Origin of the sequence: Mesorhizobium sp. PUT5 (assembly GCF_052216645.1) — a bacterium.
In the GTDB taxonomy this organism is placed as follows: Bacteria; Pseudomonadota; Alphaproteobacteria; order Rhizobiales; family Rhizobiaceae; genus Mesorhizobium.
The window spans coordinates 2,396,869-2,413,549 of record NZ_JBQOSO010000003.1 but is presented as its reverse complement, the minus strand read 5'-3'; the positions used below and the strand labels follow the sequence as shown (position 1 = coordinate 2,413,549).

The following is a 16,681-nucleotide window of genomic DNA, read 5'->3' as shown; positions in this document are numbered from 1 at the left end:
GGGCAGCAAAACAAGATCCTGCCTGATGCCGTGCTCAGCCTTTTTGTGCCACGCGCGACATCAACGCCATCGCGCCGAACGGTGCACGGACCTTTCCCTCGGTGATGAAGTAGACGAACACGTCGCGCGGCTTCACGGGCGCCTGCGCGGCCGGGTCGGCGCGTGGCAGGTCTTCGGGCACCTTGCCCTCGGCCCAGATCCTGGCCCGCGCGGCCCATTCGTCCAGTGAAGCGGGCGTGTAGCAGTCGGGATTTTCGTCCTTGCCCGTTTGCAGCCGGGCATAGACGAAATCGCCGGTCACATCGGCGATGGCCGGATAGGTGGCATGATCGGCATAGACGATCGCCGCACCGTATTTGCGCGCAAGCGCCACGAATTCCGGCACCACGAAGGAAGGATTGCGAACCTCCAGCGCATGGCGCAGCTTTACCCCGTCCTGGCTTTCGGGCAGCAGCTTGAGGAAGGCCTCGAAATCGTCCGGGTCGAACTTCTTGGTCGGGGCAAACTGCCACAGGATCGGGCCGAGCTTGTCGCCGAGAGCGGCCACTCCGGACTCGAGGAAGCGCATCATCGATTCGCCGGCTTCCGCCAGCACGCGGCGGTTGGTGATGAAGCGGTTGCCCTTCAATGAGAATACGAAGCCGTCCGGCGACTCGGCTGCCCATTTGACGAAGGTCGGCTCCTTGAAGCTTGAATAGTACGTGCCATTGACCTCGATGGTCGGAACCTGCCGCGAGGCGTAGTTCAACTGCTTCGCCTTGGCCAATTTTTCGGGATAGAAGGCCGTGTCCCACGGTTCGAAGGTCCAGCCGCCCATTCCTGCCCGGATGGTTCCCGACTTGGCCATGCGCTCCTCCTCCAATTCGTCCGCATCATTCGTGCTAGTGCAATAAATCCGGCACGGTCCGTCAGGCCGGTCCGGGGATAGGCGGGGTCTACGGCTCGATGTCGGTTGCGACGCCCGCTGCGTTTTCCAACCCTTTCGCCAATGCCTCCACGGCTTGTCCGCTCGTCGCGCCGAGCCCGTGCCGGCCGGCAATCCACTCCGCCGCGTTATAGGAAAGCCAGACCCTGCCGGTCTCGTCCTCCCAGGCCAGTGCCTTGACGGGCAGGTCGATACCGGCAATCTGCCGGTCCTGCATCAGCGGCGTTCCGCCCTTCGGGTGGCCGAAAATGAGCAGTTGCGTGGGACGCAACGGCATGTCCGCCTGCGCCGCGCCAGCGGCATGGTCTATGCGGGCAAAGACCGTAAGGCCGGCTTTCGTCACCGTTTCTACCAGCCGGTCGATCGTCTCGGCGACCCCGAAACGGCTTTCGATCGAAACGATGCCGTTCTCGCTCGTCACTCGGCGGCTTCCCGCTTGCTGCCCGGCCGCCGCTCCAGAAGTTCCTTCAGGAACTGGCCGGTGTAGCTGCGCGGTTCGGCAACGATGTCCTCGGGCGTTCCGGCCGCGACCAGTTCGCCGCCGCCGTCGCCTCCTTCCGGCCCCAGGTCGAGGACCCAGTCGGCGGTCTTGATGACCTCCAGATTGTGTTCGATGACCACAACGGTGTTGCCCTGCTCGACCAGTTCGTGCAGCACCTCGAGCAGCTTGGCCACGTCATGGAAATGCAGGCCCGTGGTCGGTTCGTCCAGAATGTAGAGCGTCCTGCCGGTGGCCTTGCGCGACAGTTCCTTGGCCAGCTTGATGCGCTGCGCCTCGCCGCCGGACAAGGTCGTGGCCTGCTGCCCGATATGGATGTAGCCCAGGCCGACCTGCTTCAGGGTTTCCAGCTTGTCGCGCACGGCCGGAACCGCGGAGAAGAATTCCACGCCTTCCTCCACCGTCATGTCCAGCACATCGGCGATCGACTTGCCCTTGAAGGTGACGTCCAGCGTCTCGCGATTGTAGCGCTTGCCATGGCAGACGTCGCAGGTGACGTACACGTCGGGCAGGAAGTGCATCTCGATCTTGATGACGCCGTCGCCCTGGCAGGCTTCGCAGCGCCCGCCCTTGACGTTGAAGGAGAAACGGCCGGGCTGGTAGCCGCGTGCCTTGGCCTCCGGCAGGCCGGCGAACCAGTCGCGGATCGGCGTGAAGGCGCCGGTATAGGTGGCCGGGTTGGAGCGCGGCGTGCGGCCGATGGGCGACTGATCGATGTCGATCACCTTGTCGAGGAATTCCAGCCCTTCGATGCGATCGTGCTCGGCCGGATGCTCGCGCGAGCCCATGATGCGGCGTGAGGCGGCCTTGAACAGCGTCTCGATCAGGAAGGTGGACTTGCCGCCGCCCGAGACGCCGGTAACCGCGGAAAACGTGCCGAGCGGAATCTCGGCGGTCACGTTCTTCAGGTTGTTGCCGCGCGCGCCCACCACCTTGATGCGCTTGCCTTTCTTGCCGGGTCGGCGCTGGTCCGGAACCGCGATTTCCAGTTCGCCCGACAGATACTGGCCGGTGATGGAGTTCGGGTTCGCCATGATCTCGGCCGGCGTTCCCTGCGCGATCACCCGGCCGCCATGGATGCCGGCGGCCGGGCCGATGTCGACCACATGGTCGGCATGCAGGATGGCGTCCTCGTCGTGCTCGACCACGATCACCGTGTTGCCGAGGTCGCGCAGGTGCTTCAGCGTATCCAGCAGGCGGGCATTGTCGCGCTGGTGCAGGCCGATGGACGGTTCGTCGAGCACGTAGAGCACGCCGGTGAGGCCCGAGCCGATCTGCGAGGCGAGCCGAATGCGCTGGCTCTCTCCGCCCGACAGCGTGCCGGAATTGCGGGCAAGGGTGAGGTAGTCCAGCCCGACATCGTTGAGGAAGCGCAGCCGTTCGCGGATTTCCTTCAGGATGCGGACCGCGATCTCGTTCTGCTTGTCGTTGAGCTGGGCCGGCAACTCTTCAAACCAGCCATTGGCCTTGCGGATGGAAAGCTCCGTCACCTCGCCGATGTGCTTGCCGGCGATCTTGACCGCCAGAGCCTCGGGTTTCAGCCGGTAGCCCTTGCAGGCCGGGCAGGGGGTGGCCGACATGAAGCGCTCGATCTCCTCGCGCATCCATGCCGATTCGGTCTCCTTCCAGCGCCGCTCCAGGTTCGGGATCACGCCCTCGAAAGTCTTGGTGGTCTTGTAGGAGCGCAGGCCGTCGTCGTAGTGGAACGTCACCTCGCGCTCGCCGGTGCCGCGCAATATGGCCTGCTGCGCCTCGGCGGAGAGGTCCTTGAATTTGTCGCCGAGCTTGAAGCCATAGGCCTGGCCAAGCGCTTCCAGCGTCTGCGCATAATAAGGCGAGGTCGACTTCGCCCAGGGTGCCACGGCGCCGCTGCGCAGCGTGACATTGTCGTCGGGAACGATCAGGCTCGGGTCGATGGCGCGCTGGCTGCCCAACCCGTCGCAGGTCGGGCAGGCGCCGAACGGATTGTTGAAGGAAAACAGCCTGGGCTCGATCTCGGGGATGGTGAAGCCCGACACCGGACAGGCGAATTTTTCCGAGAACAGGATGCGCTCATGCGTCTCGTTCTTGGATTTGTAGGCCGATTCCTCCGAGGTTTCGCTGGCCGGCAGGGGCCGGTCCGCGAATTCGGCCACGCACAGCCCGTCGGCCAGCTTCAGCGCCGTCTCGATGGAATCGGCGAGCCGCGTGGCGAGATCCGGGCGCACGACGATGCGGTCCACCACCACGTCGATGTCATGCTTGTACTTCTTGTCCAGCGCCGGCACGTCGGCGATCTCATAGAAGATGCCGTCCACCTTGACGCGCTGGAAACCCTTCTTCTGCAGTTCGGCGAGTTCCTTGCGATACTCGCCCTTGCGGCCGCGCACCATCGGGGCCAGCATGTAGAGACGGGTGCCTTCCTCCAGCGCCAGCACCCGGTCCACCATCTGGCTCACCGTCTGGCTTTCGATCGGCAGGCCGGTGGCAGGCGAATAGGGCACGCCGACCCGGGCAAACAGGAGCCGCATGTAGTCGTAGATTTCGGTGACGGTGCCCACCGTCGAGCGCGGGTTGCGCGAGGTGGTCTTCTGTTCGATGGAGATGGCGGGAGAAAGCCCGTCGATCTGGTCGACATCCGGCTTCTGCATCATCTCCAGGAATTGTCGCGCGTAGGCCGACAGGCTCTCGACGTAGCGCCGCTGCCCTTCGGCATAGATGGTGTCGAAGGCAAGGGAGGATTTTCCCGAGCCTGACAACCCCGTCATCACGACGAGGGAGTCGCGAGGCAGGTCGAGATCGACATTCTTGAGATTGTGCTCGCGCGCGCCGCGAATGGAAATGAACTTATGGTCGGCCATTGCCGGTCCGCCGCCTCAGAACTGGAATTTCGGATTGGCGGGGATTCCCGGCCGCTCCACATATAGGTCGTTTTGACGTCGCGTCGAGAAACGCATGCCTTGCGTTTAAGCGCCTTTTGCCCGGAGCGGCAAGCGAAAAGAACAAAGGTCGAACATGCTCCTGACAAAGGGGACGGCTACCGCGTTTGTGGCGACGATCACATTTTTCCCGACAGGCTCCCAGGACTTGACGCAGCGGAAACCAGGGGCCACATTCAAGGCGTCCCCGGAACCGATCGCCCTGATGTGCGATCTTCGTGCCGAACAGGCGGCCTGCGAGGCGCCGCAGGCCAGCGAATCAGAGCTCCGGACGGCAGAAGGAGCAACGAACAGAGGAGTGGAGGCATGAGTCCACCGGACAGTTACCTGAGGCTCCACCTGCATGTGGAGCCGCGGTCGGCCTAGGCACCGCAGGGCTTTTCGGCTTGGCGGCAAGCCGGTCAACCGTTCCCCAACAATCAGAGACTTCTGTCGGATCGTCGGCTGAGCGCCGCGGAGCATCCGAAATCCAAAGCCGGTTAAATATCCCGGTGAAAGTGATTGGAACTGATCATAAGGCCCCGGCCGCATTGCACAAGCAGCGGCGGGGCCGTTCTCGTTTGATGCGACATTCCTGCGTAGCGTGGCAAGTGGGGCAACTCGCGCCCTGACGGAGGCCGTAGCGTTGGTGCTGCCATGTGCCGCGGCGGGGGCTCAGGCCTCCCGGTGTCGCCCCAATGTGTCAGTGTCGGCAAGTCGGGATGCGACGCCGTTGGCTCAGTGACGTGGGGGGTGCAGCGAGCCGACGCCTATATCGACGGTGATCGAGCCGGAAACACGCACCTCCATGTCGCCGATGTTGAAGCGCGTGCCCGGTGCAGTCTCTTCCAGTTCAGGCGCGGGCCTGACGATGCGGTATGCAAATTCCGAGGGATGTCGCCCCCCGATCCCGAAATGATGCCGCCCCCTCGTTCCGAGAAATAGTCGCCCCCTGATTCCGAGATGAAGCCGCCCCCTTGGATGCGGCGTTTGGGCCGGGCGCTCTGCTGGTGAAAGTTCCTTCTTTGGCTTGTCCGAGGGAAGGAACGAGATGCCGGCGGAGAGATTGGCGATGCGGCGTGTCCGCGAGATTTTGCGATACCGATTTGAGGAAGGCCTTGGCCACAAGGCGATCTCGTACCGGGTGGGCGCTGCACCTTCGACGGTGCGCGAGACGCTCCGGCGCGCTGCGACTGCCGGATTGACCTGGCCGCTTGGCGAGGAGGTCACGGACACGGTTCTGGAGGCGGCGCTCTATAAGGCATCCGGAAAGAAGACAGGACACCGCCGTAGCGTCGAGCCGGACTGGGCCGAGATCCATCGCGAGCTGAAGCGCAAGCATGTGACGCTGCAGATCCTGTGGGACGAATACATCGCGCTCCATCCCGACGGCTACCGCTATAGCCGTTTTTGTGACCTCTACAGGGGGTGGGCGGCAAACCTGCCGGTAACGATGCGGCAGAACCATGCCGCCGGCGAGAAGCTGTTCGTCGACTATGCCGGCGACACGGTGATGGTGGTCATAGATCGGCTGACGGGCAAAATGCGTGCTGCGCATCTGTTCGTGGCGGTGCTCGGCGCATCGAGCCTGTCCTATGCCGAGGCGCGCTGGAGCGAGACGCTGCCGGACTGGATCGGCTGCCACGTCAATGCGCTGGAGAGCTTCGGCGGCGCGCCGGCTCTGTTCATTCCCGACAATGCCAAGGTGGCGGTGATCAAGGCCTGCCGTTACGATCCGCAGGTCAACCGCACCTATGCCGGGATGGCGGCGCATTACGGCAGTTCGGTGCTGCCGACCCGACCGCGCCGTCCCCGAGACAAGGCAAAGGTCGAGGCGGCGGTGCGCATTGTCGAGCGCTGGCTTCTGGGTCGGCTACGCCATCGCGTCTTTTACAGTCTGGCCGAGGTCAATGCGGCGATCGGCGATCTGCTCGTCGATCTGAATGATCGCCGGGTGCTGCGCCGTGTCGGGCGCACGCGGCGGCAATTGTTCGAGCAGATCGACCGCCCGGCACTCCGGCCGCTGCCGGCGGAACGCTATGTCTTCGCCGAATGGCGGATCCGGCGTGCCGGCCTCGACTACCATGTCGAGATCGATCGGCATTATTACTCCGTTCCCTGGCGCTTCGCGCGCGAGCAGATCGAGGCCCGCATCACGGCGAGCACCGTCGAGCTGTTCCGCAAGGGCGAGCGGATCGCCGCCCATATGCGCTCCAGCGGCAATGGCCGGCATACCACCGTCCCCGAGCATATGCCGTCGTCGCACCGCCGCTTCGCCGACTGGACGATCGAGCGGATCAGCCGCGAGGCCTCGGCGATCGGTTCTGACGCGGCGCTCCTGTGCGAGAAGATACTGGCCGACCGGCCGCATCCCGAGCAGGGCTTCCGCGCCTGTCTGGGCATCATCCGCCTGGCCAGGGGCTTTGGCCGGGAAAGGGTCAACGCCGCCTGCGGCCGCGCGCTTGAGATCGGCGCGCGGACCTACGGCTCGGTCCGCTCCATCCTGGACAACCATCTCGACCGGACGACCGCCCCGCGGACGGCGTCGGCCAAGCCCATCGACCACCCCAATATCCGCGGTTCCCGCTATTACCACTGAAGGAGAAAGGCATGCTTGCACATCCCACCCTCGATCGCCTGAACGCCATGGGCTTCACCGGCATGGCCCGGGCATTCGACGAACTCACCGCCAATGCCGAGGCCGAACAGCTCAGCCATATCGAGTGGCTGGGTCTGCTGCTCGACCGGGAATGGAGCTGGCGCTACGATCGCAAGCTCGCGGGCCGCCTGCGCTTTGCAAAGCTGCGTCACCAGGCCGCCCCCGAGGATGTCGACTATCGCAGTGAGCGCGGTCTTGATCGGGCCCTGTTCCTCAAGCTCATCGCCGGCGACTGGATCGATGCCCACGACAATCTGGCGATCTGCGGCCCGGCGGGCGTCGGCAAGAGTTGGCTCGCCTGCGCGCTTGGCCACAAGGCTTGCCGCGACGACCGCTCCGTTCTCTACCAGCGTGTGCCCAGACTGTTCGCATCCCTGGCGCTGGCGCGCGGTGATGGCCGCTACCCACGCCTGCTGCGCAAGCTCGGCAGCGTACAATTGCTGATCCTCGATGATTGGGGCCTTGAACCCCTCGACGATCAGGCCCGTCACGATCTCCTCGAAATCCTCGAAGATCGCTACGGGCGGCGCTCCACCATCATCACCAGCCAGCTACCCGTGTCGGCATGGCACGACGTAATCGGCAACCCGACCTATGCCGACGCCATTCTCGACCGGCTCGTCCACAATGCCCATCGTATCGATCTGACCGGAGAAAGCCTGCGCCGAGACCAGCAGCGAAAGACTTGACACAAGCGCTCGACGAAATGACAACAATCACTGCCAGCATAGCCCGGTCCCTAGGGGCGAGATCATCTCGGAATCCGGGGGCGAGATCAAATCGGAATGAAGGGGCGGCTTCCTCGGAATCGGCATGCGGTAGTCGCCGTCGACGCCAGGCAGAGCGCTGCCTTGCTGTGCGGTGTTCCCTGCGGAGACAGCCTGCGGCACGAGAGCGGCAACGAAAACGCCAAAAAAGACTTCCCGCGAAAAAGGCATGGCAAATGGGGTTCGTTTCATGGCCGCGAGCATACAGGCAACCGCGCGACAAAGCCAGTTAGCACGCCGGCGGGCGATAGCTGGCCTTGATACAGGTCCATCCATCTTCTCGCTGAACCGCTTGACGGCTGAGTCATCAATGATTAGAACATAAAGAGAACAAAAAAATTGTATGGGGAAAGAGCGGTCTGAAGTGGGCGCATTTGGCCGCAGACTGTAAGGTGCGGCGAAATCTGGTTTCGGACGAGCGTGGAGAAGTATCATGGCTGGCAGCGTGAACAAGGTCATCCTGGTGGGCAACCTGGGGGCCGACCCGGAAATCCGGCGGCTGAACTCGGGCGATCCGGTCGTCAATCTGCGGATCGCCACGTCGGAAAGCTGGCGCGACAAGAACAGCGGCGAGCGCAGGGACAAGACCGAGTGGCATAATGTCGTGATCTTCAACGACAATCTGGCCAAGGTCGCCGAGCAGTATCTGAAGAAGGGCATGAAGGTCTATATCGAGGGTCAGTTGCAGACCCGCAAATGGCAGGACCAGAACGGCCAGGACCGCTACACGACTGAGGTGGTGCTGCAGAAATTCCGCGGCGAACTGCAGATGCTGGATGCGCGCGGGCAGGGCGAGGGCGGCCAGGTCGGCTATTCCGGCGGCGGCCGCGGCGACAGTTTCGGCCAGTCCGGGCCCAGCGACTATGGCCGGGCCGGCAGCGGTGGAAGCCGCGGCGGTGGCGGCGGCACGTCGCGCGAACTGGACGACGAAATCCCGTTCTGACAGCCCCTGATACGGCCGGGCGACGTGTCGCCCGGCGCAGAGAACTCCGCATTGCGGTGTGACGTCGGGCCGGTGTGTCCGTCTGACGTCCCCCTGCCGCCAAGGGCGGGGATGCGGCTCTACAGCGCGTTTGCCAGCCGGACGAATTCCCCGACCGTCAACGTCTCCGGCCGGCGGGTCGGATCGATTTCGGCCCGCGCAAGCAGTTCTTCGCCGCCGAGGCTTTTCAGGCTCTGCCGCAGCATCTTGCGGCGTTGGCCGAAGGCCGCCTGGGTGAGCCGGCCGAGCGTAGTCACATCGACCGGCAGCGGCGCCGTGCGCGGGACGAGATGCACCACCGAGGAGGTGACCTTGGGCGGCGGCGTAAAGGCCTGGCGCGGCACGTCGAAGGCGATCCTCGCCTGCGTGCGCCACCCGGCCAGCACGCCGAGGCGTCCATATGCTTCGTCGCCAGGCCCCGCCACGATGCGCTCGGCCACTTCACGCTGGAACATCAGCGTCAGCGACTGGTAGTAGGGCGGCCACTCGGCCACCGTCAGCCAGCGCACAAGAAGCTCGGTGCCGATATTGTAGGGCAGGTTGGCCACGATCCTGGTCGGGGTGCCGTCTGCAAGCGCCGCGAAATCCGTCTTCAGCGCGTCTCCCGAAATCACCTCCAGCCGGCCGGGATAGCGGGCCGCGATCTCTGCAAGCGCGGCAAGGCAACGCTCGTCCCGCTCGATGGCGACGACGCGCCGGGCGCCGTGCATCAAAAGCGCTCGTGTCAGGCCGCCGGGCCCGGGCCCGACCTCGATCACCGTCACCTCGGACAGATCGCCCGCCGCGCGCGCCACCTTGCCGGTGAGGTTGAGGTCGAGCAGGAAATTCTGGCCGAGCGCCTTGCGGGCCTGCAGCCCGTGGCGTTCGATGACCTCCCTGAGCGGCGGCAGGCCATCGGCGCTCATGCGGCTGCCGTTGCGGAGGCGGGGTCGGCAAGCCGGCGGGCAAGCTTCAAGGCGGCGATCAGGCTGTCCGGCCGCGCCATGCCCTTGCCGGCAATGTCGAAGGCGGTGCCGTGGTCCGGCGAGGTACGGACGAAGGGCAGGCCCAGCGTCACGTTCACCGCCTCGTCGAAGGCAAGCGCCTTCGCCGGAATCAGCGCCTGGTCGTGATACATGCAGATCGCCGCGTCGTAACCGGCCCGCGCGCGCGGATGGAACATGGTATCGGCCGGCAGCGGGCCGAACGCGTCGATGCCTTCCGCGCGCAGCCTGTCGATGGCCGGCTGGACGATATCACGGTCCTCCAGGCCCATGGAGCCGCCTTCGCCCGCATGCGGGTTGAGCCCGGCGATGGCCAGCCGTGGCCTGGCGATGCCGAAACGCGCTTCCAGATCATGGGCGGTGATGCGTGCGGTCGTCGCGATCAGTTCGGCGGTAAGCGCCTTCGGCACGTCGGCCAGCGCGATATGGATGGTGACGGGGACGGTGCGCAGATCCGGTCCGGCCAGCATCATCACCGGCACGACCGCGCCGCCCGTGTGGCGCTCGGCCAGATGGGCCAGATATTCCGTGTGGCCGGGAAACCGGAAGCCGGCGTCGTAGAGCGGCTTTTTCGCGATCGGGCAGGTGACGACGGCGGCGGCGCGGCCCGCAAGGCAATCGGCCACGGCGCGGTCGATCGCCTCGATCACGCCCTCTGCATTCGCAGTGTCCGGGTGCCCCGGGGCATCGGTGAAATGCACTGCGAGCGGCACGACGGGCAGGGCGTCCGCAAACGTCCGGGTCGCCTCTTGCGGCGTCGTTTCCCGGATCGGGATATCAACGCCAAGCAGGCGCGAGCGGGCGGCAACGAGCGTCGGATCGGCCAGCAGGTAGAAGGGCGGCGATTGCCTCTCGTTGCGGAGATGCCATGCCGCAATGGCGATCTCCGGGCCGATCCCGGAAGGATCGCCGCAACTGACGGCCAAGGGGAGGAGGTTCGGCACGGTCAGCGCTGTACGATGCGGGCTCGCTTCTTCAGGTCTTCAAGATATTTCTTGGCGAGCGCGTCCGCCTTGTCGTCGTTGCCACCGGCATTCTCGCTCTGGAACATCATCTGCGCGACCTTGTCGTCGGAGACTTCGCGTGCCGAGCAGATGCCGATGAATTCAACGCCTCGGCCCGTCTCGCGCAATGCGGTGGCGGAGCCGACCTTGGTTTTCTTGATCTGGTCGGCCCAGTCCGAGGGAAGCTGCGGTGCCAGGACACGGCCCAGGTCGCGCACGGTGACGTCAAGAAGGCCCTTGGCGAACTCGCGGGTGGTGTTGCAGCCGTTGAAGCGGGCGCGCATGGCTTCCGCCTCGCGCTTGCGCTTGGCCATCGAGGCGCTGCGCTCTGCAGCCGGCACCACGAAGATGATTTCCTGCAGCATGTATTCCATGGCGGTGGGCTTGTTGCCGCCATTGTCGAGCATGCGGCGCACCGCATCCTGCTCGCTCATGCCGCCGCCGCCCTGCTCAGCCCGGAATCGCGCGCCCACGGCCTGGTTCCACGCCATCTGGGCGCGGATGAACTCCTTGAAATGCTCCCTGGTGACACCCGACTTGGCCATGATGCCGTCGAGCTGGCCGAGCTGCATCTTGTTGGACGAGGCAAAGCGCGCGTAGGCTTCATCGACCTGGCTGTCGGAAATGCGGATACCGAGGCGCTTGGCCTCGGCAAGGCGCAGCGTCTGGTCGATCATCTCCTGCGCGGCATCGCCCTTGCGGCGCTGAAGGCGCAGGAAGGCGGCCCGGTGCTGGATGTCGCCGGTGGTGATCGGGACGTCGTTGACGATATACTTGATCGTGCTGGCGAATGCCGGCGGCGCCATGACGGGCAGCGATACGGAGCCTGCCGCGACCAGCAGCGCAAGGCTTGCCGAAAAGAGATATTTCCTCATTGCGGACATTCCATGTGAAATCCGGCTTCGTGAAACCCAGTCGTCTGCATTCCGGTCCCCGGCTCCGGCAAACAATATGCCACGCTTGCCCGCCCTATGCGGCGAAACCATGTCGCTCCCGTGCAGGGTCACTGATTGAAGCTGCTCTTGGTCGACCCGAAATCGCCCAGGGTGCGGAACGAGATGTTGAAGCCGAAGCTCTGCGTCAGCTCCCTCGTGTCGCGATTGCGGCTCTGGGACAGGGTCATCGTATAGCTGAAGCACTCGTCGTCATAGGCGAAGCCGAAGCCGTCATTGGTGAAGAGGTTCTTTTCCAGGTCGTAGGTGCCGGAGCCGAAGATACGCCAGTACTGGCCGAGCTTGGCCGAGCTTCCGAAAGACAGTTCCTGCAGGTCTTCCGGCACCCCGTAGGACGGCTGGGCCTGGATGAAGGTGTAGCGGGCCGAAAGGGAAACCGGCGTGCCGCTGTAGGCGGCCTTCACCTCGGTGCGCCGCACGTCGAGCGTCCGTTCGTCAAAGCGCCCGCTGACGGAAGCGGAGAAGCCGCCGGGCGTGCTGAAGCCGGCCAAGCCGACATAGTCGGACTTGCTGGTTTCCAGCCCCGAATCGGCGCCGGCATTGACCAGATCCGGCTGGGCGAAGGAGTTGACGCCCGCGACCTGATAGGACTGGCCGAACAGGGCGTTGGTGGCCCAGCCATTGTCGAAGCTGCCGGAATAGCGCAGGCCGAGATTGGCGCGCGTACCGCCTTCGATACGGTCGTAGCCGGAAAACTTGTCGCGCTCGAACAGCGTCGTGGCGTCGAAGACGAAGCTCTGCGCATCCTCGTTGGGAACCGCGAGGCCACCCACAAAAGGCTCGTTCGGGCGCGCGAAGAGCTGTGCCGTCGGCTCGACGATGTGCGATGAACCGACGCCGGTGAACAGCACCGGCCAGCGCAATTCAAGGCCGGCGGTGGCCATGAAGCGGGCGAAGGAGGAGCGCATGTCGTCTTCCAGGCCGCGCGCGGCGGCCATGTCGCTGATCGCCTGCAGCGAACCCGAGTTGGCGTTGAGGAAGTCGCCATCGGCCTGGAAGGCGAGCAGCGGTGTTATCACCAGACCGCCATCGGTGATGATATTGCGCTTCCACTCCGCCTCGCCGGTCAGCCGGCCCGATTGGCCCTCGATGCCGCGGACGCGCTGCACGCCGCTTCCCGGCACGTTGGGGATGAAGAAAGCCTCGTCTATCTCGTTGCGGACAATACCGCGGGCGTTCAGGTTGACGGAAAGCTGCCCTCCGGCCAGGGGGGCGTCCGGAATGTAGGCATAGTCGAGGGAAGGCAGGACCCATGGCTGGGATTCGTTGCGGGCGCCGATATCGCCTTCCAGCGTGTTCTCCTGCACCTGGAAGCGCATGGCACGCAGGTCGAAGTAATTGCGGTCGTTCAGACCGGTCAGGTAGACCTCGGAGCGGTGGACATAGTCCGTGTAGCCCTGGATGTCATAGGTGTTGGAGAAGTTCTTGTCGGTCTGGAGGAGCACGTTCCAGCCGAAATCCCAACGTTCGTTGATGGCAAACTGACCCTTGGAGCCCATCATGCCGCGAAACCGCGTCGGCTCGCCCGGATTGCCGCGATCGACCGTGTTGAGATCGAAGGCGTCCGGGTTCTGCTGGCGCATGCCGGCGATCTTGAGGCTGTACTGGCCGTTGTCGAAGCGCTGGCGCCATTCCGCCTCGCCCAGGAAACCCTGCTTGGTATAGTAGGTGCCGCGGGCGGTTAGATCGTAGGTGGGAGCCAGCGCCAGATAGTAGGGAATGCTGAAGCCGGCGCCGAGATGGCTCTTGAAGGCGAGGCCAGGCATCAGGAAGCCGCTCTTGCGCTTGACCGTCGGGTCGGCGATCTCGAAAGCCGGCAGATAGGCGATCGGGAAGCCGAAGAACTCGAAATTCGAGTTCTCGAAGCGCACCGTCTTCTTTTCGCCGTTCCAGATGATCTGGCGCGCCTTCAGACGCCAGATCGGTGCCTTGTCCGGCTTTTTTTCGCAGGGCTCGCAGGCGGTGTAGACGCCGTTGAAGAAAGTGGTCAGCACGCCGCCCATGCGCTCGGCGCTTTCGGCGCCGAAATAGGTCTTTTCCGTGGTTTCCACACGCAGCGCGTTGACGAAGCCATCGCCGAAGTCGTCGGTGAGGTCGATGTGCTCGGAATTGATCTTGGTACCGTCGCTCTGCACCAGTTGGGCGTTGCCGCTGGCGACGAGACGCCGTGTCTTGCGATCGTATTGCACGCGCTGGGCGACCAACCGGTTGCCGCCATAGTCGATCTGCACGCCGCCGACAGCCGTAACGGTCTGCTTGTCGTTGTCATAGACGAGCGTGTCTGCTTCCAGCAGCATCTGCGTGCCGGCAGGCACGCTGGGCGCAAGTTCCTCCACGCTCTGGGCTGCGGCCGGCGCGGCAAGGCCGGCGGCGACCAGGCATGCCAAAGCGCTCGCCCCACACAGGAGCGCTGCCCGGATCGACCTGCGGCTGCTGAAAACCGCCCCCCTCACTAGCCGTCTTCCTTATACAGCAGGAACGTTACCCCAAAGAACATCGCAACGACAACCGGAAACCATGCAGCTACGGTCGTCGGAACGAACCCCGCCACCCCAAACGCCTTGACTAGGACCGAAACGACATAAAGCAGAAACCCGGCCACGACGCCACCCAGAATCATTGTAGCGGACTGCCCCATCCTCGCAAACCGCATGGATACCGTCGCCGCGATCAGGGTCATGGCGACCATCAGGAAGGGCAGGGCCACCAGCGAATCGAACTGCATGGCGAAGGCATTTGCCCTGAGGCCGAAGGAACGGGCAACCTCGATTGTGCGCGGCAACTCGTAAAAGGGTATGGTTTCCGGCCGCGCCAGTCTCTCCTGAACGAATTCCGGCTTGAGGTCGGTGGGCACGCGGTCGCTTTCTTCCGCGACCGAGGCGCCGCTGTTGTCGATGACCTTGACGCCTTCCAGTTCCCAGTACCCGTCGCGCAGATAAGCATGCCTTGCATCCTTGCGCACGACGATGTTGCCTTGCGGATCGAGCAGGAAGAAGGAGGCGTCGGCCATCTCCAGGCCCTGGTTCAGGATGGCGCGCGCACCGATGATGGCGTCGCCCGAGGCCGTCTTCTGCCTGATCCAGGGCACCGAATCGTTGGAAACCGGGTTCGACTTGCCTGCACGCAGCATGCTTTCGATTCGCTCGGACTGCGAGAAGCCATGCGCCGCGAGAGGATTGAGGACGCCGACGGAGAGCACGCCGAACAGCAGCGCACCGGCACAGAACGGCAGCAGGAACTGCCATGCCGAGATGCCTGCGGAGCGCGCAACGACCAGTTCATAGCGGCGATTCAGCGAGACCAGCGTGGCCATGGCCGAGAACAGGCCCACGAACGGCACCGTCTGCAGCATGATCATCGGCACGCGCAACGCCGAAATGGCCAGTCCCGTACCGTAGGTGAAGCCCGGAAGCCCGCTGATGCGGCTGGTCGATTCCGTGAAATCGATAAGGAACACGAGCGCGAACAGGCCGAGGAAGATCCACAGCGTGATCCCCAGATAGCGAAGGAGGAAGTAACGGCGCAGCGTCCAGCCCATCAGGAACTGCCCTCGCGCCGGGCCGCCGCGCCGGAAAGGCGCAGCCGTACATTGGTCAGCCCGTCGCCTACAGAGGCGCCGAGCGACGTCAGCCGGTCGGCCCAGTTCATCGGCAGTTCCATTCGCCGGTTGGCATAGATGAACCACGCCGCCACGACCGAAGCCACCACCGGGACGCCAAAGATCATGTAGTTGAAGGCCGGCATGGTGACGGCCTTGCCCGCGGCGAAGAAGCCCAGCCAGCGTACGAAGAGCGCGATGCAGACAGCCGTGACGAGTGGGTGGATCCGCGCTTCGCGATGGGAACGGGCGTCGCCGGCCACCGCAAGCGCGATCAGCGCGAAGGTGAGGGAATAGAGCCAGTCCGAAAGGCGCTGGGAAAGCTCGGCACGAAAGGCGTTGGGCTGCTGCTGGAACACACGGTCGTTGGGATCGGGGTGAAGCAGGTAGGACGTGCTCTGGTCCTTTGGCAGCAAGGTCGCCTCCGAAGCGGCCGCCGCAAAGGCGGACAGGTCGAAAGCGTAGGAGGCGAAGTGAATGACCGAGACGTCGCCTTCCTGCGTCCTGCGGTTGACGATGCCGTCGCTCATGAGCAGGACTTTCAGCGGTCCCTTGTCGATGACGGCGCCGTTCTTTGCGTAGTAGACCAGCTCGGTGCCTTCCTGGCGAGAGTCCGCCACGAATATCTGACCGAGGCGGTTGTCGGGAAAGCGTTCGCCGATCTGCACGAACAGGCCGTCCTCGACCTTGCGGAAGGTGCCTTCCTGAATGATCAGCGACAGGAAATCCGCGCGGGCGTTGGCGACCAGTTCGCGGTTGCGCTGCCGCGCATAGGGGTCGAGCCCGTTGTCGACCGCCAGCGAGAACAGGCTCGCGCACAGCGCCAGGATGAGGATGGGGCGAACCACCGTCAGCCGGGAGGCGCCGGAGGCGTTGATGACCACCAGTTCGGAATCGACGTTCATCACCGAAAGCGTCTGGGCGACCCCGACCACGAGCGCGAAGGGCACGACGATCGGGATGATGGAGGGCAGGATGAGCCCGGCGACCTCGAAGAAGGTGAGGGCTGACTGGCCGCTGTCGGTGACGAGGTCGATGCGCGTCAGAACCTGCGTCGTCCAGACGATCGTCAGCGTCCAGGCCAGTGCCCCGATGAAGAGCACAAAGGCCCGGCGCATGATGTAGCGTTCAACGACGTTCATCCAGGCACGTACTTTCCGATTGCGTTCGACAGGCATCCCGTCCGCGGACAAAATATATGCCCGTCCGGACCCGCACAACCGGCGCGCCCTGGTTACATCAACGCCCCTGGCCGCCGCCAGTGTCGGCGGGAATGGATAAGAATCGGCAAAAAGGCGTGGTTAATGCCCGGTTGCGGCCGGGGCGCGGCGGCGCGACGGAAAAGACGGGCATTTGGCCGCACGTCTTGCCAAAAGGGACAAAACCGCGAAATGTCGGATTCCGTCCTGCCTCC

Annotated in this window: 12 protein-coding genes; 3 read left to right on the top strand and 9 right to left on the bottom strand. The window is 64.4% G+C overall.

The window, feature by feature from the left end:
- Nucleotides 1-34 precede the first annotated feature (34 nt).
- The 3 genes from ACTDI4_RS13295 to uvrA form a co-directional block, all read right to left on the bottom strand.
- Nucleotides 35-847 (bottom strand): DUF72 domain-containing protein, encoded by an 813-nt coding sequence (locus ACTDI4_RS13295; RefSeq protein WP_442841598.1) that lies wholly within the window; start codon nucleotides 845-847, stop codon nucleotides 35-37.
- An 88-nt stretch (nucleotides 848-935) separates the two neighbouring features.
- Entirely contained in the window at nucleotides 936-1,346 is a 411-nt protein-coding gene (locus ACTDI4_RS13290; protein WP_442841597.1) for a DUF302 domain-containing protein, read from the bottom strand.
- Nucleotides 1,343-4,264, bottom strand: a complete 2,922-nt coding sequence (gene uvrA, locus ACTDI4_RS13285) for an excinuclease ABC subunit UvrA (protein WP_442841596.1) — start codon at nucleotides 4,262-4,264, stop codon at nucleotides 1,343-1,345. The genes ACTDI4_RS13290 and uvrA overlap by 4 nt, the downstream gene beginning before the upstream one ends.
- Nucleotides 4,265-5,393: 1,129 nt before the next feature.
- Between uvrA and istA the strand changes: the two genes are divergently transcribed.
- The 3 genes from istA to ACTDI4_RS13270 all read left to right on the top strand — a co-directional run bounded on the left by istA (nucleotide 5,394) and on the right by ACTDI4_RS13270 (nucleotide 8,690).
- Nucleotides 5,394-6,920, top strand: coding sequence for an IS21 family transposase (istA, locus tag ACTDI4_RS13280; RefSeq protein ID WP_442841595.1), 1,527 nt, complete (start codon nucleotides 5,394-5,396; stop codon nucleotides 6,918-6,920).
- A gap of 11 nt (nucleotides 6,921-6,931) precedes the next feature.
- A complete protein-coding gene (istB, locus tag ACTDI4_RS13275) occupies nucleotides 6,932-7,669 on the top strand; it encodes an IS21-like element helper ATPase IstB (RefSeq protein WP_442841067.1) in 738 nt (245 codons plus the stop codon).
- A gap of 511 nt (nucleotides 7,670-8,180) precedes the next feature.
- Nucleotides 8,181-8,690, top strand: coding sequence for a single-stranded DNA-binding protein (locus ACTDI4_RS13270; protein WP_442841594.1), 510 nt, complete (start codon nucleotides 8,181-8,183; stop codon nucleotides 8,688-8,690).
- Nucleotides 8,691-8,809: 119 nt separating this feature from the next.
- Here the strand turns inward: ACTDI4_RS13270 and rsmA are convergent, their stop codons facing one another.
- The 6 genes from rsmA to lptF form a co-directional block, all read right to left on the bottom strand.
- Nucleotides 8,810-9,634, bottom strand: a complete 825-nt coding sequence (gene rsmA, locus ACTDI4_RS13265; protein WP_442841593.1) for a 16S rRNA (adenine(1518)-N(6)/adenine(1519)-N(6))-dimethyltransferase RsmA — start codon at nucleotides 9,632-9,634, stop codon at nucleotides 8,810-8,812.
- Nucleotides 9,631-10,638 carry a 4-hydroxythreonine-4-phosphate dehydrogenase PdxA gene (gene pdxA / locus ACTDI4_RS13260; RefSeq protein WP_442841592.1) on the bottom strand — a complete coding sequence of 336 codons (1,008 nt, stop codon included), beginning with the start codon at nucleotides 10,636-10,638 and terminating at the stop codon, nucleotides 9,631-9,633. Before pdxA ends, rsmA begins: the two co-directional genes overlap by 4 nt.
- A gap of 20 nt (nucleotides 10,639-10,658) precedes the next feature.
- Nucleotides 10,659-11,600, bottom strand: a complete 942-nt coding sequence (locus tag ACTDI4_RS13255) for a SurA N-terminal domain-containing protein (RefSeq protein WP_442841591.1) — start codon at nucleotides 11,598-11,600, stop codon at nucleotides 10,659-10,661.
- Nucleotides 11,601-11,719: 119 nt separating this feature from the next.
- Nucleotides 11,720-14,122 (bottom strand): LPS-assembly protein LptD, encoded by a 2,403-nt coding sequence (locus tag ACTDI4_RS13250; RefSeq protein ID WP_442841590.1) that lies wholly within the window; start codon nucleotides 14,120-14,122, stop codon nucleotides 11,720-11,722.
- The gene (gene lptG / locus ACTDI4_RS13245; RefSeq protein WP_442843344.1) at nucleotides 14,122-15,210 is read right to left on the bottom strand and encodes an LPS export ABC transporter permease LptG; all 1,089 of its coding nucleotides are present in this window, start codon (nucleotides 15,208-15,210) and stop codon (nucleotides 14,122-14,124) included. The genes ACTDI4_RS13250 and lptG overlap by 1 nt, the downstream gene beginning before the upstream one ends.
- Nucleotides 15,207-16,409, bottom strand: a complete 1,203-nt coding sequence (lptF, locus tag ACTDI4_RS13240) for an LPS export ABC transporter permease LptF (RefSeq protein ID WP_442841589.1) — start codon at nucleotides 16,407-16,409, stop codon at nucleotides 15,207-15,209. Before lptF ends, lptG begins: the two co-directional genes overlap by 4 nt.
- Nucleotides 16,410-16,681 lie beyond the last annotated feature (272 nt).